Origin of the sequence: Aureimonas sp. D3 (genome assembly GCF_001463805.1) — a bacterium.
Lineage (GTDB): Bacteria > Pseudomonadota > Alphaproteobacteria > Rhizobiales > Rhizobiaceae > Aureimonas > Aureimonas ureilytica_A.
The window spans coordinates 177,355-197,361 of record NZ_BBWM01000035.1 but is presented as its reverse complement, the minus strand read 5'-3'; the positions used below and the strand labels follow the sequence as shown (position 1 = coordinate 197,361).

The 20,007-nt window shown below is 61.5% G+C and carries 16 protein-coding genes and 4 tRNA genes; 16 read left to right on the top strand and 4 right to left on the bottom strand.

What is annotated here, in order from left to right:
- Window positions 1-30: 30 nt before the first annotated feature.
- The 3 genes from surE to AUL36_RS10895 all read left to right on the top strand — a co-directional run bounded on the left by surE (window position 31) and on the right by AUL36_RS10895 (window position 2,899).
- Window positions 31-786 (top strand): 5'/3'-nucleotidase SurE, encoded by a 756-nt coding sequence (surE, locus tag AUL36_RS10905; RefSeq protein ID WP_062220414.1) that lies wholly within the window; start codon window positions 31-33, stop codon window positions 784-786.
- An 18-nt stretch (window positions 787-804) separates the two neighbouring features.
- Entirely contained in the window at window positions 805-1,443 is a 639-nt protein-coding gene (locus AUL36_RS10900) for a methyltransferase domain-containing protein (protein WP_210168854.1), read from the top strand.
- Between the two features lie 106 nt (window positions 1,444-1,549).
- Window positions 1,550-2,899: a M23 family metallopeptidase gene (locus tag AUL36_RS10895; RefSeq protein WP_210168853.1), complete on the top strand. Its 1,350-nt coding sequence runs from the start codon at window positions 1,550-1,552 to the stop codon at window positions 2,897-2,899.
- Between the two features lie 66 nt (window positions 2,900-2,965).
- On the opposite strand, the gene AUL36_RS10890 is transcribed toward AUL36_RS10895, so the two are convergent.
- Window positions 2,966-3,832: an ATP-binding protein gene (locus tag AUL36_RS10890; protein ID WP_374700760.1), complete on the bottom strand. Its 867-nt coding sequence runs from the start codon at window positions 3,830-3,832 to the stop codon at window positions 2,966-2,968.
- A 135-nt stretch (window positions 3,833-3,967) separates the two neighbouring features.
- On the opposite strand from AUL36_RS10890, the gene yajC reads away from it, so the two are divergent.
- From yajC to AUL36_RS10865, 5 genes are all read left to right on the top strand, one after another.
- Window positions 3,968-4,309 (top strand): preprotein translocase subunit YajC, encoded by a 342-nt coding sequence (gene yajC, locus AUL36_RS10885; RefSeq protein WP_058598249.1) that lies wholly within the window; start codon window positions 3,968-3,970, stop codon window positions 4,307-4,309.
- A 123-nt stretch (window positions 4,310-4,432) separates the two neighbouring features.
- Entirely contained in the window at window positions 4,433-7,018 is a 2,586-nt protein-coding gene (gene secD, locus AUL36_RS10880; RefSeq protein ID WP_062220406.1) for a protein translocase subunit SecD, read from the top strand.
- Window positions 7,019-7,021: 3 nt separating this feature from the next.
- Complete coding sequence (locus AUL36_RS10875) at window positions 7,022-7,417, top strand: Mth938-like domain-containing protein (RefSeq protein ID WP_062220404.1); 396 nt, start codon at window positions 7,022-7,024, stop codon at window positions 7,415-7,417.
- A gap of 85 nt (window positions 7,418-7,502) precedes the next feature.
- Window positions 7,503-8,243, top strand: a complete 741-nt coding sequence (locus AUL36_RS10870; RefSeq protein WP_062220402.1) for a phytoene/squalene synthase family protein — start codon at window positions 7,503-7,505, stop codon at window positions 8,241-8,243.
- A gap of 107 nt (window positions 8,244-8,350) precedes the next feature.
- Window positions 8,351-10,093 (top strand): DUF4153 domain-containing protein, encoded by a 1,743-nt coding sequence (locus AUL36_RS10865; protein WP_062220400.1) that lies wholly within the window; start codon window positions 8,351-8,353, stop codon window positions 10,091-10,093.
- Window positions 10,094-10,147: 54 nt separating this feature from the next.
- On the opposite strand, the gene trmFO is transcribed toward AUL36_RS10865, so the two are convergent.
- Window positions 10,148-11,572 carry a methylenetetrahydrofolate--tRNA-(uracil(54)-C(5))-methyltransferase (FADH(2)-oxidizing) TrmFO gene (gene trmFO, locus AUL36_RS10860; RefSeq protein WP_062220398.1) on the bottom strand — a complete coding sequence of 475 codons (1,425 nt, stop codon included), beginning with the start codon at window positions 11,570-11,572 and terminating at the stop codon, window positions 10,148-10,150.
- Window positions 11,573-11,777: 205 nt separating this feature from the next.
- On the bottom strand, window positions 11,778-11,921 hold the full coding sequence (locus tag AUL36_RS23220) for a DUF1127 domain-containing protein (RefSeq protein ID WP_082640465.1): 144 nt from the start codon (window positions 11,919-11,921) through the stop codon (window positions 11,778-11,780).
- 300 nt (window positions 11,922-12,221) lie between these two features.
- On the opposite strand from AUL36_RS23220, the gene AUL36_RS10855 reads away from it, so the two are divergent.
- From AUL36_RS10855 to AUL36_RS10830, 6 genes are all read left to right on the top strand, one after another.
- A tRNA-Leu gene (locus tag AUL36_RS10855) sits at window positions 12,222-12,305 on the top strand.
- Between the two features lie 77 nt (window positions 12,306-12,382).
- Window positions 12,383-13,738 (top strand): trigger factor, encoded by a 1,356-nt coding sequence (tig, locus tag AUL36_RS10850; RefSeq protein ID WP_062220430.1) that lies wholly within the window; start codon window positions 12,383-12,385, stop codon window positions 13,736-13,738.
- Between the two features lie 193 nt (window positions 13,739-13,931).
- Window positions 13,932-14,564 (top strand): ATP-dependent Clp protease proteolytic subunit, encoded by a 633-nt coding sequence (locus AUL36_RS10845; RefSeq protein ID WP_062220396.1) that lies wholly within the window; start codon window positions 13,932-13,934, stop codon window positions 14,562-14,564.
- 242 nt (window positions 14,565-14,806) lie between these two features.
- A complete protein-coding gene (gene clpX / locus AUL36_RS10840; protein WP_058598256.1) occupies window positions 14,807-16,075 on the top strand; it encodes an ATP-dependent Clp protease ATP-binding subunit ClpX in 1,269 nt (422 codons plus the stop codon).
- Between the two features lie 239 nt (window positions 16,076-16,314).
- Complete coding sequence (gene lon / locus AUL36_RS10835) at window positions 16,315-18,741, top strand: endopeptidase La (protein ID WP_062220394.1); 2,427 nt, start codon at window positions 16,315-16,317, stop codon at window positions 18,739-18,741.
- A gap of 165 nt (window positions 18,742-18,906) precedes the next feature.
- Window positions 18,907-19,185 (top strand): HU family DNA-binding protein, encoded by a 279-nt coding sequence (locus AUL36_RS10830; RefSeq protein WP_058598258.1) that lies wholly within the window; start codon window positions 18,907-18,909, stop codon window positions 19,183-19,185.
- Between the two features lie 295 nt (window positions 19,186-19,480).
- Here AUL36_RS10830 and AUL36_RS10825 read toward each other — a convergent pair.
- Window positions 19,481-19,556, bottom strand: a tRNA-Val gene (locus AUL36_RS10825).
- 260 nt (window positions 19,557-19,816) lie between these two features.
- On the opposite strand from AUL36_RS10825, the gene AUL36_RS10820 reads away from it, so the two are divergent.
- Window positions 19,817-19,893 (top strand) — tRNA-Asp (locus tag AUL36_RS10820).
- Window positions 19,894-19,929: 36 nt separating this feature from the next.
- Window positions 19,930-20,006, top strand: a tRNA-Asp gene (locus AUL36_RS10815).
- The last annotated feature ends 1 nt before the right edge of the window (window position 20,007 follow it).

Genomic DNA, 20,007 nt, shown 5'->3' with positions numbered 1-20,007 from the left:
GTCTCGAGCGGATCGGGGCTCGCTGATCTCATGCGCATCCTCCTGACGAATGACGACGGCATTCATGCCGAAGGCTTGAAGATCGTTGAGAAGATCGCCCGGCAGCTGTCTGATGAAGTGTGGGTGGTGGCGCCGGAAACGGATCAGAGCGGCTTGTCACATTCGCTGACGTTGTCATCGCCGCTTCGGCTCCGTCAGGAGGGGGAGCGCCGCTTCGCGCTTCGCGGTACGCCAACAGATTGTGTCATCATGGCGGTGAAGCATGTGATGCCCGAGCCGCCGGACCTCGTTCTATCCGGCGTCAATGCCGGGCAGAATATCGGCGGCGACGTCTCCTATTCGGGGACCGTCGCCGGCGCGATCGAGGGCATGATGCTGGGCATTCGCTCGATTGCGCTCAGTCAGGCCTATCGCCCGAACTCGGGTCGCGATGTGGTCTGGGCCACGGCGCTCCAACACGGCGCTCTGATCGTACAACGCCTGCTTTCGGTGGATGCGCCCGCCGGCACGCTTTTCAACGTCAACTTCCCGGCTGTGGAGCCCGACGCTGTGGAAGGCGTCGAGGTGACCCGGCAGGGAAAGCTGGATTATGCCCTGGGCGTTGAAGAACGTCTCGACGGTCGTGGCTTCCCGTATTTCTGGCTTAGGTTCGGCCGCCAGGCGGGGGGCGAACTGGACGGGTCTGATATCGGTGCACTCAACGCCCGCCGGATCTCCGTGACACCTCTGCATCTCGATCTGACGCATCACGCCCTGCGAGAGCAGATGCGCGATCTTTTCCGCTGATCCGTCATGCCGAACTCCATGCTTGATCGCGAGCAATTGGCTGCTTTCCTGATGACGGTGCGAACGGTGGACGGCATGACGCCCCGCGTTCTGACGGCCGTCGAGTCCGTGCCGCGACGCCTCTTTGTTCCGCAGGATGCGAAGGACGCGTACTGCGATAAGGTGTTTCCGATCGATTGCGGGCAATCCATGCCGGGCGCGCGCCACGCGGTGCGCCTCGTTGCGGCATTGAAGATCGCACCCGAACACCGTGTTTTGGAGATCGGGACCGGAAGCGGCTATATCACGGCGCTTATGGCCAAGCTTTGCGTGCAGGTGTTGACGCTCGACCGCTACCAAACGCTCCTGACCAAGGCGCAGGATCGTTTGAAAAGCTGCGGCATCGGCAACGTGACCTATCTGAAAGAAGACGGGCGGACGGGCTATCCTGACCAGGCGCCGTTCGATCGCATCGTCGTTCATGGCTCGTTCGAGATGCTGCCTCGAAATTTCGTCGAGCAGATTTCCTCTCAGGGCATTCTTCTCTGCGCTTTGGGCGATCCGAGCCATGTTCAGCGGGTCGTGCGTCATCAGCGCCTTGGCAGTCGCTTCGAAGAGGAGACGCTGTTTCACGCGCGTCTCCAGCCGCTTGAGACGGGTGTCGCCAGCTACCTCTAAAGAATTCGATCGATGACCTGACGGCGTTTAACCCTCGGGTAACATTAACGCGCTCTAATGTTCCCAGGTTGGGCGAATGCTTTTGGGGACTGCAATGCGGACGGACGTGTTGAATCAGAGTCGGTTTCGGCTTGTGCGCTCGGCGGGGCTGATCGCGCTCGCCGCCTTGGCTGCTGGTTGCAGCGCGGACGCCACGCGCTTGCAGGATAGTTTCTATACCGGTGCCATACCGAAGGCGCCGATCCAATCGCAGCCCGCTATGGCCGAGGCGGCCCCGTCCTATGGGCAGGGTCAGCCCAACGCGTCCTACGGGGCCGGCACGACAGGCGCTCCGCGCACCTACGCCGCCGCGACGCCGCGCGTCTCGCGCTCGGCCCTGCCGCCTCCGCCGGCCGCGTCCTATAGCGGCGGCAACGAGACCTATGAGCCGATCCGCCCGGCGGCAGCGGCCGCCATGTCCCAGCCGGTTTCCTCGCCTGTCAATCGCGCCGAAGTCGCTCGCACGGAAGCGTCCCGCGCCATTTCGCCTGCTTCGACTGGCTCGGCCGGCACCTATGTCGTGACGTCCGGCGACTCGCTTCTGGGTATCGCGCGCCGCCACGGTGTGCGGTCGAGTGACCTGCGGGCCGCGAACCGCATGAGCGACGACAATGTGAAGATTGGCCAGAAGCTGGTGATTCCGGCGGGCGGTAGCATGACGGCAGCCGCGCAGCCGGCCGCCAACACGCGCTATGCAGCGCTCGGAGCCCCGCCGACGACGCTTCAGGCACAGGCCGCCGCGATCGCCGTTCCGCGCTCGCCTCCGGCTCACTCGCGCCCGGCACCTGCTGCCGCACCGCCCGTGGCGCACGAGGCGGCCTCGGCTAAGCCGGCGACCATGACGACTGCTCCGGCTACCACTGCGCCTGTTGCGGCGGCAGCTCCGATCGCGACGGCGCCCAAGCAGGTTGCGCATGAGGCCCCCGCGCAGCCGGCGGCAGCGCCCAGCGCTTCCAGCACGGCGCTTGCCACGGCGGCTCCGGCAGCACCCGCTTCGAAAGAAGAGGAAGAGGAGACCGTGTCGATCCCGAGCGGTACGGGCATCGACCAGATGCGCTGGCCGGTTCAGGGTCGCGTCATCAAGAGCTTCGGGGACAAGGTCGGTTCGCGCCGCAATGACGGTCTCAACATCTCCGTGCCGCGCGGCACTCCGATCAAGGCGGCCGAAAACGGCGTGGTCATCTATGCTGGTGAAGGGCTCAAGGAGTTCGGCAAGACCGTTCTCGTGAAGCACGACAATGGTCTCGTGACGGTTTACGGACACGCGGACGACATCAAGGTGCAGCGCGGCGCGACCGTGAAGCGGGGGCAGGAGATCGCGACGGCGGGTATGACCGGTGACGCAGACGCCCCGATGCTTCATTTCGAAGTGCGCAAGGACTCCTCGCCGGTTAACCCGATGACCTATCTTCGCTGAGCGTCGGATCATCGATTGTCATCGAACGCCGCGCCGAGCTGATCTAAGCTCGGTGCGGCGTTTTTGTTAACGCGTTAGGGACCGCCCGAGGCGTCCTGCGAGGTCCGTTACATATTGATAGGCGACGCGGCCCGATCGGCTGCCCCGGGTCGTGCTCCATTCCAGCGCATCGCGTCGCATCTCTGCAGGATCGAGATCGATTCCCGCTGCGGCGAGGTAGCCATCGACCATCGCAAGATAGTCGTCCTGCGAGCATTTGTGGAAACCCAGCCAGAGACCGAATCGGTCGGAAAGAGAAACCTTCTCCTCCACCGCCTCGCTGGGGTTGATCGCCGTCGACTGCTCGTTCTCCATCATGTTTCGCGGCAGGAGGTGCCGCCGATTGGAGGTGGCGTAGAACAGGACGTTCCCGGGCCGACCTTCGACGCCACCATCGAGCGCCGCTTTCAGCGACTTGTAGGATGTGTCGTCGTGATCGAATGACAGATCGTCGCAAAACAGCAGGATGGGGCAGGGCAGATCGCGAAGCATCGTCATCAACTGCGGAAGATCATCGATGTCCTCGCGATGGACTTCGATCAATTTCAGCGCCGTACGTTCACCTCGCGACGAATTGACCTTCGCGTGCACCGCCTTCACCAGCGAGGATTTTCCCATGCCGCGCGCGCCCCAGAGAAGGGCATTGTTGGCGGGTAGCCCGGCTGCGAACCGTTCCGTGTTGTCGAGCAGAATGTCACGGGAGCGATCGATCCCGCGAAGCAGTTCGAAATCCACGCGATTGACGCGGGGTACGGGCGTCAAACCAGAAGGCGGTGCGAAGACGAAACAATCGGCGGCTTCCAGGTCGAGGGGCGGTGCCGCGCGCGGCGCGAGCCGTTCCAGCGCATCCGCCGCGCGGCGCAGGAGAGAAAGAAGTTCCGTTTCGGACGTCACGGGCTGACCTCTGGAAAGACCGATACCGCCGGGCATTGCCGGGCGGCGCGTGTTGCAATCGGTTCGACCGATCGTATATTGCGCGCATCTTGTGAAGGGCCGGGCGCCCTGTTTTCCGTTTGTTGGGAGATCTTGATGTTCGTATCGCCGGCTTTCGCACAGACCGCCACCGCAGCGGGGGGGCCGGAGAGCATCCTCATCAGCATTCTGCCGTTCATTGCCGTTTTCGCGATCATGTATTTCCTGATCATTCGCCCGCAGCGCTCCGCGGCGAAGAAGCGAGACGAAATGCTGCGCAATATTCGTCGTGGTGACACGATCGTCACCGGTGGCGGCATCATCGCCAAGGTCACCAAGGTCCAGGAGAATGGCGAACTGGAAGTGCAGATTTCCGAGCAGACCAAGATTCGGGTGCTCCAGTCCATGGTCGCGGATGTGCGCGTGAAGGGCGAGCCCACGGCGGCGAATTCGAAGTAATCTGTCAGCGGATCGGGGTCGTCCCGATCCATTTTCGTATTCGGCAGATCACTCTGCCGTACCGCATTTTCGGAGCGCCGCAGGCCAGAAGGTCCGGTGCTCCGATTGTCGTTCGGGAACGCCATGCTCTATTTCTCGCGGTGGAAGACCACCTTCATCTGGCTCGCCGTTCTCTTGGGCGTGCTGTTCGCGCTCCCGAACCTTTTGACGGAACAGCAGAGGGCCAGTCTGCCCTCCTTCATGCCGAAACAGCCCATGACACTGGGGCTGGATCTCCAAGGAGGCTCCTATGTGCTTCTGGAGGTCGATCGCGCTTCGTTGATCAACGATCGGCTCCAGAGCCTGCGCGAGGACGTGCAGGTCAGCTTGCGCTCGGCCAATGTCGGCTTCACGAATCTGCGTGAGAACAATGGTGCGATCCAGTTCGCCCTACGCGATCCCGCCCAGGCTCAGGCCGCGCGCGCAGCTCTGCAGGGCCTGACCTCGCCAATTTCCAGCGGGCTTCTAGCCGGCGGATCGGTCACGGAAACCGACCTCACCGAACCACAGCCTGGCACGTACCGCTTGGCGCTGACGAATGCCGGCATCGATTATCGACTCTCGACCGCCGTGTCGCAGTCGATCGAAGTGGTGCGTCGTCGCGTTGACGAACTGGGTACGACCGAACCGGTGATTCAACGCCAAGGCCTCGACCGAATCATGGTTCAGGTTCCAGGCCTGCAAGACCCGGCTCGTCTGAAAAGCCTCCTCAACCAGACGGCGCGTCTGACCTTCCGCCTCGTGGACGTGAACAACTCGGCCGAAGCCGTGGCGAGTGGCGCGCAGCCTCTGCCGGCCGGTGACGAGTTGCTCGAAACGACGGATACCAAGCCGCATCCGATTCTGGTGCAGCGTCAGGTCATGATTTCGGGCGAGAACCTGACGGACGCACAGGCCGGTTTCGAGCAGCAGACCAACCAGCCTGTCGTCAATATTCGCTTCGACGCCCGGGGCGCGCAGCGCTTCGGTCAGGTGACGCAGGAAAATGTCGGTCGGCCGTTCGCCATCGTCCTCGACAACAAGGTTCTGTCCGCACCCAATATCCGCGAGCCGATCCTCGGCGGCCAAGCGCAGATTTCCGGCAATTTCACCGTTCAATCCGCCAATGATCTAGCCGTCCTGCTGCGCGCCGGTGCGCTTCCGGCGACGCTCGATATCATCGAAGAGCGGACGGTTGGGCCTGGCCTCGGCGCCGATTCGATCGCGGCGGGCAAGGCCGCCGGTATCATCGGCGGCGCGCTGGTCGTCGTCTTCATGTTCGTGGCCTATGGCTTCCTCGGCGTGATCGCGAACATCGCGCTGCTGGTGAACGTCATTCTGCTCGTGGCGCTTCTGTCGGCGCTCGGCTCCACGCTGACCTTGCCTGGCATTGCCGGCATCGTGCTCACGATGGGCATGGCGGTCGACTCCAACGTTCTCATCTATGAGCGCTTGCTGGAGGAACGGCGAAACGGGCGATCCGTCGTCCAGTCGATCGATGCCGGGTTCCATAAGGCGCTGGGCACGATCATGGACGCGAACGTCACCTCGTTGATCGCCGCCGTCGTTCTGTTCTTCCTGGGATCGGGCCCGGTGCGTGGCTTCGCCATTACACTGGCGCTCGGCATCTTCACGACCGTTTTCACCGCCCTCACGCTCACGCGCTGGATGGTGTCCTATTGGCTCCGTCATCGCCGCCCGAAGGAAGTGCCGAAGGGCTGGGTGTCGTTCGTTCCGCATGGAACCCGCATTCGCTTCATGAGCATTCGTCGCTGGGCCTTTGCGATCACGATCGGACTTTCGCTGGCGTCGATCGGCAGTCTCTTCGTCGGCGGCCTGAATTTCGGCATCGATTTCACTGGTGGTACGGTTCTCGAACTGCGCGCCAAGAATGGAACGGCCGACGTCGGCGCAATCCGTCAGGATCTCTCCGGCATTGTCGAGGGGGACGTCCAGGTTCAGCAGTTCGGCGCCGCGAGTGACGTTCTCGTCCGCTTCGGAGTGCAGCCCCAGGACGCGCAAACACCGCAGGCCAGCGTCAACGCAGTACGCTCGGCTCTCGCCAACGACTATGATTTCCAGCGCGTGGAGGTGGTCGGTCCGACCGTGTCGGGCGAGCTGGCCTGGGCGGCGGTGTTCGGGGTCGGGGCCGCGCTTCTTGCGATTTCGATCTATGTCTGGCTGCGCTTCGAATGGCAGTTCGCCATCGGTGCTTTGCTCGCAACGGCCCATGACGTCGCGATGACGATCGGCTTCTTGGTCGTGTCGCAGTTGGAGTTCAATCTTTCTTCCATCGCAGCGATCTTGACGATTGTCGGCTACTCGCTGAACGACACGGTCGTCGTGTTCGACCGAATTCGCGAAAACCTTCGCAAATACAAGAAGATGCCGATATCGGACATCATCGATCTCTCTCTGAACGAAACCCTATCGCGCACGCTGCTCACGGCCGTGACGCTCGTTCTCGCCCTCGTCGCCTTGTACGCCTTCGGTGGAGACGTCATTCGCGTCTTCGTCGCGCCGATGCTGGCGGGTGTGTTGGTCGGTGTTTATTCCTCGATCTTCATCGCGGCGCCGGTCCTGATCTACTTCAAGCTTCGCCCGGAAACGATCCGAGGCGGAGACAAGAGCGATGCGCCCGAGCCGAAACGCGTTGGCGGCTCGACGCCGTCGACCTCTGGCAAGGCCTGATCCATGGCCGAGCCGAGCGACCCCGAAATTCGCGACGCACATTATCCGCGCCGCGCTCCGATCGACGCCTACGGGAACGGCGGCTTCCGGTTCGCCGACATGTCGCATCGCGGATCGATTCTCTGTCTCCCGTCCGGCATTTATGGCTGGTCCGCTGACGCGGACGAACCCTTCGGCGGCGCGAGGCTGCTGAAGGCGTTCGAGGAAGCGGAGGATATCCGGTTTTTCCTGTACGGCACCGGTGCCGATATTCGCCGTGTTCCGCCGGCTTTGCTGGATCGGTTTCGAAAGGCCGGGATCTCCTGCGATCCCATGTCGACGGGCGCCGCCGTGCGAACCTACAATATCATGCTCGCGGAAGGACGCCCGGTCGCGGCGGCGCTGATCGCCGTTGACTGATTCAGCTCCTTCCGGCGGCCTACTGTCCGCTTACGCCGAATGTGAGCGAATCGTTCAGGACGGCGATCCCGATCGTGCTGTTGCGGTGGGGTTCGCCACGAAGCCGGCGCAGAAGCACCTGTTTGCGCTCTACGCCTTCCATCTCGAAACGCTGCGCATTCGCGATCTGGTGTCGCAGCCATTGCCCGGCGAAATCCGCCTTCAATGGTGGCGCGACCGCTTGGCGAGTGAGGAACCCTTGGAGGACGCCGCTCAGGGCTCCCCGATCGCGACGGCTCTGATCGCGACGATTCGCGAACACGCCCTGCCGCTCGATGCGTTCGAGCGCTATCTCGAGGCTCGGGTTTTCGACCTCTACAACGACCCGATGCCGTCGCGCGCCGACTTCGAAGCCTATGCAGGAGAGACGTCTTCCGCCTTGATCATGATGGCGACGATGGTGCTCGATCGCTCGGCCGCGCCCAGTCTGGCGGACGCGTGCGGCCACGCCGGAGTGGGCCAAACCGCGATCTCCGTGCTGCGCTCGGAGGCGATTCATCGCAACCGTCACCAAGTCTACGTGCCCGCCGATATTCTGACCGCGACCGGTATCGATGCCTCGACTTGGTTGGCAGGTGGAGCCGGATCTGAGCGCGCCCGCGATGCCATGCGTGCGTTCGCGCGAGAGCATCTCGATCCCGTCCTGCATCTGTGGGCATCTATTCCCGTCTCCGTCCGCCCGGCACTTCTGCCTGCGCTATGGGCCGGCAAGGCTCCGATCACGGCCGGTGCGGAACCGAGCGCTCTCCGACGGCTTTGGTTCTACTGGCGGCAGATGCGCTCTTGAGGTGATTACAAGGAACCGGTTCTGAAAGCGGAAGAGGGCATTGCATCAGTCCGCTTCGAACCGGGATGGCTCCCCTGAATCGCTGGTTCCGAGTTTGAGGATCGATCATGCTGGGATGCATCGCAGGCATCGGTCGTGGTCTCGCCCATAACGCCGCGTCCGGTCTTCAGAGATTCCCCATTCCTGCCTTGTTGATCGTGGCCTTCTCGGTTGCGTCCAATCTCGAGGCCGGTTCAATCGATGGTTTCGACCGTTCGCTCCTATTTTTGACCGCACTGTCGCTCGCCGCAATGGCTGGGTTAATCGTCGCATTGGCGGCGGAAGGGCAGGGATGGGGGCGCCTGATCGGTCTGCTCTTGTCGATGGGGACGGCTGGATGTGTCGGAGCGATCGTCCTCTTCGTCGACGTCTCACCTTATCAACTAGCCGGCCTCTCGTCCGCCATGATGTTCGCCGTGCCACTTGCGCCTTTCGTCCGGCACGGCGGCTCGGACGAATTCTGGAGCTTCGGTCTTTGGGCGGCGGTCGGGCTCGTTATCGCGTTTCTGTCCGCCTGCGTTTTCCTCGTCGGGCTCTACGCTATCGTGGAAATGGTTCGAACCTTGTTCGACACCGATCTTTTCGAGAACGCAGATCGCTACGTCCTCGTGACAGGGCTGACGCTCGTCGCACCGCTGATCGCGCTCGGTCGCGTGCCCGAAGTGTCTCCGTCCCCCGTCATCTCAGGTTCCGAAGATCGACTGGCAAAGGCGATTCGGCCGTTGTTCGATTGGATTCTGGCGCCGCTCGTCTGGCTCGCAGCGTTGGTGCTTCACGCCTACATCATTCGCACGTTGCTCTCGGGCGGTTTGGAAGCGAGCGAAGCGCGGTGGCTTCTATTCGTGTTCTGCAGCCTTGCGCTGATGCTGAGAATCGGCGCTGACCCATTTGCGCCGTCCAGCGCGACGTCGACCCGGCTTTTCCATCGGTACTGGGTTGGCGTGACGATCGCTCCCATTGCGACCCTGGCAGTCTCTCAATGGCGCGAGGTGGATGTGTGGGGCCTCACGCCATCGACCTACTACTCCGCCCTGTGGATCGCGACCTTCGCTGGCATCGTTCTCATTCAGATCGTCCCTCGCGCCCGAGGGGATATTCGCTGGATGGTAGCCATTCCCATGACGGCCATGATCGCCTCCAGCTTCGGCCCCTGGAGTATGATCGCCAGCGTCGAACGAAGCCAAACATCGGCTCTTCGTGCTTTGAGCGTGGATGTCTGGCGAACAGGCGATTCCCGTCGGCGCGCGGAGATTCGCGAGCGGCTTGCCATCCTGGAAGATGTGGGAGGTATGGACGCGGTTCGCTCAGCATTGCCCGCGCAGTTGGTCGCCGACAAACATCTGGACGGTTCGATGTCTTCGCTTCCCGTTTTGTTTCAGGCGCTGGGCTGGGACAGCCCAGCAGAGCAACCGACGCTGATCCGCTCCTTTCGCGCACCGCAAGGCCAAGCCGTTTCGCTGACGGGTTATGACCTCGCGCTGATCGATCTACAAACGGGGAGCGGCGAGGAGCAGACTGGACGAGGGCGTCTTGAGCTAGAGAGCGATGGCCGTCGTTTGGCGATCCATTTCGAGGGTCGCGCAGACCATGTCGAAACGGGCCTGTTGCTACGCAGGCTGATCGAACTGGGCGTGTCGGTGGCCGAGCCTCTGGTGCTCGACCTTGGTACGGAGAACGGGCGCGGGATCAGGCTTTATGTCACGCGCGCGAACTACGAGAGCCAGCCACCACGACTCACAGCGCTGACCGCCACACTATTGATCCGCGCCGATCAGTGGCGTGTGTCGCCCGGCGCTGAACCGGCGCGCTGAGGATTGGGCGGACGCCCGCGGCACTCGCGGAACCACCGACGCCTGCTGACCGAGCTATTCTGCAGCTTCGGAGAGGGATTCGTGTTGGGACGTGTTCGCCAGCCAAGCTGCGAAGTGCTCCAGGGCACGTGCGGACAAAGCCATTTTCTTGGCGATGGTCTTCTCCTTGCCGCGAAGCCGTTTTCCTTCTTCGCGAGGAATGGTGATCGGCGGGAACAAACCAAAATTGACGTTCATAGGCTGGAACGAACGTTTGCCGGGTTCCTCATCCGTGACGAGGTGGCCGCCGGTAATATGACCGAGCAGAGCGCCCATCGCGGTCGTCGCAGGGGGCGGCGAGACGATCTCGCCGCGCGCTTCTGCCGCCGCGAAACGGCCCGCGAGAAGACCGATCGACGCCGATTCCACATAGCCCTCGCAGCCTGTGATCTGCCCGGCGAATCGCAGGCGCGGCAGGCTTTTGAGCCTCAACGTCCCGTCCAAAAGCGTCGGCGAGTTCAGGTAGGTGTTGCGATGCAAGCCACCCAGCCGCGCGAACTCGGCATTCTCCAAGCCCGGAATGCTGCGAAAGATACGTACCTGATCGGCATATTTCAGCTTCGTCTGGAAGCCGACCATATTGTAGAGCGTGCCGAGCGCGTTGTCTTGCCGCAATTGGACGACCGCATAGGGCTTGATGTCCCGCTGATGCGCGTTGGTGAGGCCCATCGGTTTCATCGGGCCGTGTCGCAGCGTCTCGACGCCGCGTTCCGCCATCACCTCAATGGGAAGACACCCGTCGAAATAGGGTGTGCCTTCCCATTGTTTGAACTCGGTTTTGTCGCCGGCGATCAGCTGCGCGACAAAACTCTCATATTGATCGCGATCGAGAGGGCAGTTCACATAGTCCTTGCCCGTCCCGCCGGGGCCGACCTTATCGTAGCGGGACTGAAACCACGCCTTCTCCAGATCGATCGTCTCAAAATGAACGATAGGGGCGATCGCATCGAAGAAGGCGAGTGCATCCGCGCCGGTCGTCTCGCGGATGGCCTCTGCCAAGGCGGGCGCCGTCAGCGGCCCGGTCGCGACGATGGTCGAACCCCAGTCTTCGGGCGGCAGGCCGACGATTTCCTCGCGGCGGATTTCCACCAGCGGATGAGCGGATAAAATCTCGGTGACGGCCTCGGCGAAACCGTCCCGATCCACGGCCAACGCCCCGCCGGCGGGCACTTGATGCGCGTCGGCGCATCGCATGATCAGCGAGCCCGCAAGGCGCATCTCCGCATGGAGAACGCCCACCGCATTGGTCGAGGCATCGTCCGAGCGGAACGAGTTGGAGCAGACCAACTCCGCCAAGGCATCGGTCTTGTGCGCGTCCGTTTCACGGACACCGCGCATTTCATGAAGAATAACGGGCTGGCCCGCCTGCGCGATCTGCCAAGCGGCTTCCGAGCCAGCAAGGCCGCCGCCGATAATGTGAATGGGTGTGATCTTGGTCATTCCCTTGTCTTACCGCATCGACTGCCCGATCGGAACGGGCTTCGACAACCAGTCGGGTGCGAAAGACATAACCCCTAAACGACAACACCCGCCGGGGGAGGACCGGCGGGTGTCGTTAGGAAGCCTGCGATGGGAGGAGAAGCCGCAGGCTTGCTGTCCACAAGGGCTCATGGGAGGAGGAGGGAGCCCGAGGGATAAGGGGGATTCAGCGAACGGCCTGACGAGCGACCGACGGGATGTCGGAGCGGGCGATACCGAGATCGGAGAGTTCGCGCTGCGAAAGGCGGTTCAGCTCGGTGCAGGTTTCGCGGTAGCGGCGCCAAGTCGAATACGAGCGGATAATGTTCATCGGTCGGGTTCCGTGATCGGTTCTAATCGATTGAAGTCGAGATCGAGGGGCGATCCGCTTCCGTGGTCACAATATACGGAACCCTGCTTCCGACTGGTATCGCCCGGCCCGCATGGCAGGTCTGCGAATGATGCAATGCAACATAAACCGATTTAAACGATTGGGTAGACGCTGCGGTGCGTCGGCTTGGCGCGAGGCTCCTACCGCTGGCTTTGTCGCAAACCTGTTTTAAACTTTGACGCGGCGGGCACCGATGATATAGAGCGCGCGTCGTGCAAGCCGTATGGTTCACGACACCGGGCGGGTGTGGCGGAATTGGTAGACGCACCAGATTTAGGTTCTGGCGCCAAAAGCGTGGGGGTTCGAGTCCCTCCACCCGCACCATGTCTGAACCCAGGCAAACGAGATAGACGCGCGACGACGGACCAGGGGCCGCCGTCGCAGACCATAAAGGGTTGATGATGCAGGTTAAGGAAACCAAGGCCGAAGGCCTGTCGCGCGAGATCGAGATCGTCGTGCCGGCGTCGGACCTTGAGGCACGGCTGCAGACCCGCCTCTTCGAAATCAAGGATCAGGTGAAGATCAAGGGCTTCCGGCCCGGCAAGATCCCGATGAGCCATATGCGCAAGACATATGGTCGGTCGATCATGGCGGAGATCGTGAACCAGATCATCAACGAGACGCCGCGTTCGGTGATCGCGGAGCGCAACGAGCGCTCGGCCATGCGTCCCGAAATTCAGATGACGGAAGACGAGTCCGAGGCCGAAAAGGTTCTTCGCGGCGAGGGCGATTTCCGCTTCACCGTGGCTTACGAAACCCTGCCGACCTTCGAGCTCAAGGGTACGGACGGGATCAAGATCGAGCGTCCGGTCGTCGAGATCGACGAGACGGAAGTCGAGGATCAGGTCAAGCGCATCGCCGAGAGCGCGCGCACCTTCCAGCCGAAGGATGGCGCGGCCGAAACCGGTGATCGCGTCACGATGGATTTCGTCGGCAAGGTGGATGGCGAAGCCTTCCAGGGTGGTTCGGCGACTGACTCGAATCTCGTTTTGGGGTCCGGCCAGTTCATCCCCGGCTTCGAGGACCAGCTCGTCGGTTTGTCCGCTGGCGAGGACAAGACCGTCGAAGTGACGTTCCCCGAGGATTACGGTGCCGCGCATCTGGCCGGCAAGCCCGCGACCTTCGAAGTGAAGGTCAAGGCCGTCGCGAAGCCCGATGAGATGGAGCTGAACGACGAACTGGCCAAGAAGCTTGGCCTCGAGTCGATCGATCGCCTGCGTGAGATCGTGCGCGGCCAGATCGAAAGCCAGTTCGGTCAGGCCACGCGCCAGAAGGTCAAGCGTCAGCTTCTGGACGCGCTGGACGCGGATTATTCGTTCGAACTGCCCTCCAAGCTCGTCGAAGCCGAGTTCCAGAACATCTGGGCGCAGGTGACGCGCGAACTCGAGCAGAGCGGGAAGTCGTTCGAGGACGAAGACACGACCGAGGAAAAGGCGCGCGACGAGTATCGCAAGCTCGCCGAGCGTCGTGTTCGTCTCGGTCTCGTCCTCTCCGAGATCGGCGAGAAGGCCGGCGTCACGGTGTCCGACGAGGAACTTCAGCGCGCCGTGATCGAGCAGGTACGCCAGTATCCTGGTCAGGAGCAGCAGGTCTACGACTACTTCCGCAACACGCCGGACGCGGTCCAGAGTCTGCGCGCCCCGATCTTCGAAGAGAAGGTCGTGGACCATCTTCTGGCCACGGTGGATGTCACCGACAAGACGGTTTCCAAGGAAGAGCTTTTGAAGGACGACGAGGACGAGGCCGTCGCGGCCTGATCCTTGGACGTAATGACCATTTGAAGGCTGGCCCATGGGCCAGCCTTCTTCGTTTTCAGCGGACCGTAACGCTCCAGCGGCCAAGGTTGCGAAGCGGCCCGGCAAAGCCCTATCTAGGGGGCTCCGGACGAAAGCCCGATTCGACGCATTGCGGTGGCACCACCGACCCCTCCATCAACGGACGATTCCTCCTATGAAGCATCCTCTCGAAACCGCGATGAACCTCGTGCCCATGGTGGTGGAGCAGACAAATCGTGGAGAGCGCGCCTACGACATCTTCTCGCGCTTGCTCAAGGAGCGCGTGATTTTCATCACCGGGCCGATCGAGGATTCGATGGCCACGCTGGTCTGCGCTCAGCTCCTGTTCCTGGAAGCCGAGAACCCGAAGAAGGAAATCTCGCTCTATATCAACTCGCCGGGCGGTGTGGTGACGTCCGGAATGGCGATCTACGACACGATGCAGTTCATCAAGCCGGCCGTGTCGACGCTCTGCATCGGGCAGGCGGCCTCCATGGGGTCGCTTCTCCTGTGCGCGGGTCACAAGGATATGCGCTTTGCCACGCCCAACGCGCGCATCATGGTTCACCAGCCCTCGGGTGGCTTCTCCGGCCAGGCCTCGGACATCGAGCGCCATGCTATGGACATCATCAAGCTCAAGCGTCGTTTGAACGAAGTCTATGTTCAGCATACGGGCCAGGACTACGAGACGATCGAACGCACGCTCGACCGCGACCATTTCATGACGGCCGACGAGTCCCGCGAGTTCGGCCTGATCGATAAGGTCTATTCCTCGCGCGAGGCGCTGGAAACCAACACCGCGAACTGATCGACGAAACGACCTTGATGTTGCCATCGCCGGTTTCTACCTTGAACGGTGGAAGCCGGCGTTGTCGTTAAGCGTCGATCAAGGATGATCCGGCTACCTTGTAGTGACGGAACTGCGACGAAGCCTTCTGCCGGTCGACTTGAACGATTGCTTTGTGAGCGTTGCAGCATAGGATGACGAAAAGGGTCTGACGACCCATCTCCGGACCTCCAAGTCCGAGGTGCGGAACGGAAGGAAGAACGATGAGCAAAGTGAGCGGCGGCGATAGCAAGAACACGCTCTATTGCTCTTTCTGCGGAAAGAGCCAGCACGAAGTCCGCAAGCTGATCGCCGGGCCCACGGTCTTCATCTGCGATGAGTGCGTCGAACTCTGTATGGACATCATCCGCGAGGAAAACAAATCCTCGATGGTGAAGTCGCGCGAGGGTGTGCCGACTCCGCAGGAGATCATTGCGGTTCTCGATGATTACGTGATCGGCCAGTCCTTCGCCAAGAAGGTTCTGTCCGTTGCGGTGCATAACCACTACAAGCGCCTGGCCCACGCGCAAAAGAACAATGACGTCGAACTGGCGAAGTCGAACATTCTGCTGATGGGTCCGACGGGCTGCGGGAAGACGTTGCTGGCGCAGACGCTGGCGCGCATCCTCGACGTTCCGTTCACCATGGCGGATGCGACGACGCTGACCGAAGCCGGTTACGTCGGTGAGGATGTCGAGAACATCATTCTCAAGCTGCTGCAGTCGGCCGACTACAATGTCGAACGCGCGCAGCGTGGCATCGTCTATATCGACGAGATCGATAAGATCAGCCGCAAGTCCGACAATCCTTCCATTACGCGCGACGTGTCGGGTGAGGGTGTTCAGCAGGCTCTGCTGAAGATCATGGAAGGCACCGTCGCGTCGGTTCCTCCTCAGGGTGGTCGCAAGCATCCTCAGCAGGAGTTCCTGCAGGTGGATACAGCCAACATCCTCTTTATCTGCGGTGGCGCTTTCGCCGGTCTCGACAAGATCATTTCGGATCGCGGTCGCAAGACGTCGATCGGCTTCGCAGCCAACGTCGAATCACCCGAAGATCGTCGCACCGGCGAACTGTTCCGCCGTGTGGAGCCTGAGGATCTTCTGAAGTTCGGTCTGATTCCGGAATTCGTCGGTCGTCTGCCGGTTCTCGCGACGCTGGAAGATCTGGATGAGCCCGCGCTGGTTCAGATCCTGGTGGAGCCGAAGAACGCGCTCGTGAAGCAGTATCAGCGCCTCTTCGAGATGGAGAATGTCGAGCTGACATTCCACGAGGACGCCCTGAAGGCGATCGCTCGCAAGGCCATCGAGCGCAAGACAGGTGCTCGTGGTCTTCGCTCGATCATGGAAGCCATGCTGCTCGACACGATGTTCGACCTGCCGACGCTCGAAGGCGTTCGGGAGGTGGTCATCTCGGAAGAGGTGATCGATGGAAACGCGCGTCCGCTCTATATCTATTCCGAGCGGAAGGACGAAAAGGAACCGGCGAGTGCCTGATCGTCTGAACACTTCGAAAGTTTGATCGTTGGATGGCCCGTTCCGGCAAGACACCGGAGCGGGCCATTCGCTTTTATATTCCGTTGAGCGACCGACCCGCTCGTTCTTTCGCGTCGCGCCAGACGCTTGAACGGGTCGGAAGAAATAGCCACATTGCAGTTCGATGACGGCTTTCGTCTCGGTGCCTGAACGGGCCGGGATGAGGGGCCTCCAGCGGCTCAGCCGCAGAAAGGAATTTCATGTCCATTCCGACATCCGCCAGCGGTCACGGCTCCGAGAACGCGCAGACCTATCCGGTTCTCCCTCTCCGCGACATCGTGGTGTTCCCGCACATGATCGTCCCTCTTTTCGTGGGGCGGGAAAAATCGATCAAGGCTCTCGAAGAGGTCATGGGGTCGGACAAGCAGATCCTGCTTGCCACTCAGAAGAACGCCGGCGACGAAGATCCCGCGCCCGACGCGATCTATGATCTCGGCACGCTCGCCAATGTTCTGCAACTTCTGAAACTGCCCGATGGAACGGTAAAGGTTCTGGTCGAGGGGATCGCCCGCGCGTCGATCACGGATTTCACGGATCGCACCGAGTGGCACGAAGCCAATGCCTTCATCGTCGAAGACGAGGAAGACGATCAGGTCGAAGTCGAGGCCCTGGCCCGCTCTGTGATCTCGGAGTTCGAGAATTACGTCAAGCTGAACAAGAAGATCTCGCCCGAGGTTGTCGGCACGGCCGGTCAGATCGATGACTATTCCAAGCTCGCCGATACCGTGGCGTCTCATCTTGCGATCAAGATCCCCGAAAAGCAGGAGATGCTCGGGATCGTGAGCGTTCGCGAGCGGCTGGAGCGGGCCCTCGGCTTCATGGAGGCCGAAATCTCGGTGCTCCAAGTCGAGAAGCGCATCCGATCGCGCGTCAAGCGTCAGATGGAGAAGACGCAGCGCGAGTATTATCTGAACGAGCAGATGAAGGCGATCCAGAAGGAACTCGGCGACGGCGAGGAAGGCCGCGACGAGTTGGCTGAGATCGAAGAGCGTATCAAGAAGACCAAGCTGTCGAAGGAAGGCAAGGAGAAGGCGTCCGCCGAGCTCAAAAAGCTCCGGCAGATGAGCCCCATGTCTGCCGAGGCGACGGTTGTCCGTAACTATCTCGACTGGCTGCTGGGTTTGCCTTGGGGCAAGTCGTCCAAGGTTCGGATCGATCTGAAGCGCGCCGAGGAAATTCTCGACGAAGAGCACTACGGTCTGGATAAGGTGAAGGAGCGGATCGTCGAATATCTGGCGGTTCAGGCTCGTCAGCCCAAGATCAAAGGTCCGATCCTCTGCTTGGTCGGCCCTCCGGGTGTTGGCAAGACGTCGCTTGCCAAGTCGATCGCCCGCGCGACGGGCCGTGAATATGTCCGTATGGCGCTGGGCGGCGTGCGCGACGAAGCGGAGATTCGTGGTCATCGTCGAACCTATATCGGCTCGATGCCCGGCAAGGTCATTCAGTCGCTCAAGAAGGCGAAGCGGAACAACCCGCTCTTCCTGCTCGATGAGATCGACAAGATGGGCCAAGACTTCCGTGGCGATCCGTCGTCGGCGATGCTCGAAGTGCTCGATCCCGAGCAGAACGCGAGCTTCATGGACCATTATCTGGAGGTCGAGTACGATCTCTCGTCCACGATGTTCGTGACGACGGCGAACACGCTGAACATTCCCGGTCCCCTTATGGATCGTATGGAGATCATTCGGATCGCCGGCTACACCGAAGACGAGAAGGTCGAGATCGCCAAAAGGCACCTTCTGCCGAAGGCCATCAAGGATCATGCGTTGCAGGACAGCGAGTTCTCGGTCTCCGAAGATGCGCTTCGCGAGATCGCCCGCCGCTATACGCGGGAAGCCGGTGTGCGTTCTTATGAGCGTGAGCTGATGAAGCTCGCACGTAAGGCGGTCACGCAAATCGTGCGGGGTGATGTCAAGTCCGTCGCCGTGACGGCCGCCAATCTCGCCGACTACCTGGGCGTACCACGTTACCGGTACGGCGAGGCGGAATTGTCGGATCAGGTTGGTGTCGTCACGGGCTTGGCCTGGACGGAGGTGGGCGGCGAGTTGCTGACGATCGAAGGCGTCATGATGCCCGGCAAGGGCAAGATGACGGTGACGGGCAATCTTCGAGATGTGATGAAGGAGTCGATTTCCGCAGCTGCGTCCTATGTCCGCTCACGCGCCATTGAGTTCGGAGTCGAGCCGCCACTTTTCGACAAGCGTGACATCCACGTTCACGTTCCAGAGGGGGCAACACCGAAGGACGGACCGTCGGCAGGTACCGCGATGGCGACGGCGATCGTTTCGGTGATGACGGGCATTCCCGTGCGTCGTGACATAGCCATGACGGGGGAGGTCACGCTACGCGGCCGCGTCCTGCCCATTGGTGGGTTGAAGGAGAAGCTGCTCGCGGCTCTGCGCGGTGGCATCAAGACGGTTCTGATTCCTGAGGAGAACGCGAAGGATCTCGCGGAAATCCCGGACAATGTGAAGAACAGTCTCGAAATCATCCCGGTCTCGCACATGAACGAGGTTCTTGCTCACGCACTGATACGCAAGCCCGAACCGATCGAGTGGACCGAGGTCAGCGAGCCGACGCCCGCCCGTGATTCGGGAGAGGATGCCTCCCCCACGATTGCTCACTGAAAGCGATCGACCGCTAAAAACGAAGAGATGCCGCCCTCCGGGGCGGCATTTTGCTTGCAAAAGCCTTGTTTCGAGGGCTTCTGGTCCATCTCTCCTTGAACCTGGGCGGCATTTTCAGCATCGTCACCGCCTGAGTCGGGAAGACAGAACGTTTGGAGATTTGGCATGAACAAGAATGAGCTCGTATCCGTCGTTGCGGAGAAGGCAGGTCTTTCGAAGCAAGACGCAACGACGGCTGTCGATGCCGTCTTCGATGCGCTCCAGGCAACTATGGCGAAGGGCGACGACGTACGCCTCGTCGGCTTTGGCACCTTCTCCGTTTCGCACCGCGCCGCCTCGAAGGGACGCAATCCGTCGACGGGTGCGGAAGTCGATATTCCCGCCCGCAACGTGCCGCGCTTCACGCCTGGCAAGGGGCTCAAGGACGCCGTCAACGCGAGCTGACCACCTTCATAGAATGCAGTTTGGAAAGCCGGCGCTCGACGTCGGCTTTTTTTGATCGGGGCCTTCGGCAGATCCGTGGCGCAGGGGACGATATGCAAACCATTGCGCGAGGAGCGGAGCCGTAGAGGCCAACGCCGCGATGCGTTTTCGGGGTCGGACGACAACGTACGACAACACGACCGAGAGCAGTGTCTCGTACAGCAACGGCATACGAGACCGCTGAAGCGTCGCTTTCACGGGATGATGGATATCGAGATGGAAGGGTATAAACCCCTGAACCGCAATCGAACGGGCATGGTGGGCGATGACAGGCTCGAACTGCCGACATCCTCGGTGTAAACGAGGCGCTCTACCAACTGAGCTAATCGCCCGACACCGCTTCGGATAAGCGGTCTCGACCGGAAAAGCAAGGTGTCCCTGGTGCGATTCGAAGATCGCGTTTTCACCTTGCTCCTCGTCCGCTCGATTCGTCATCAGCCTTTGGTGATTCCGTCGTACGCCCGCCATGCAGCCTTGCGTCCGACCCGTAAGCCGTTGATCTCGCAGGACCGATAGAATCACGTTGACACCCCCGGCGGCAGGCCTTAAACGACCGCTCATACCGCTGAAGGAGACGACAGCGGTATGAGGAGCGGGTGTAGCTCAGTCGGTTAGAGTGCCGGCCTGTCACGCCGGAGGTCGCGGGTTCGAGCCCCGTCACTCGCGCCATTTCTTAAACTACCCATCCGAAAGGGTGGCACATGCGCGGGTGTAGCTCAGTCGGTTAGAGTGCCGGCCTGTCACGCCGGAGGTCGCGGGTTCGAGCCCCGTCACTCGCGCCAT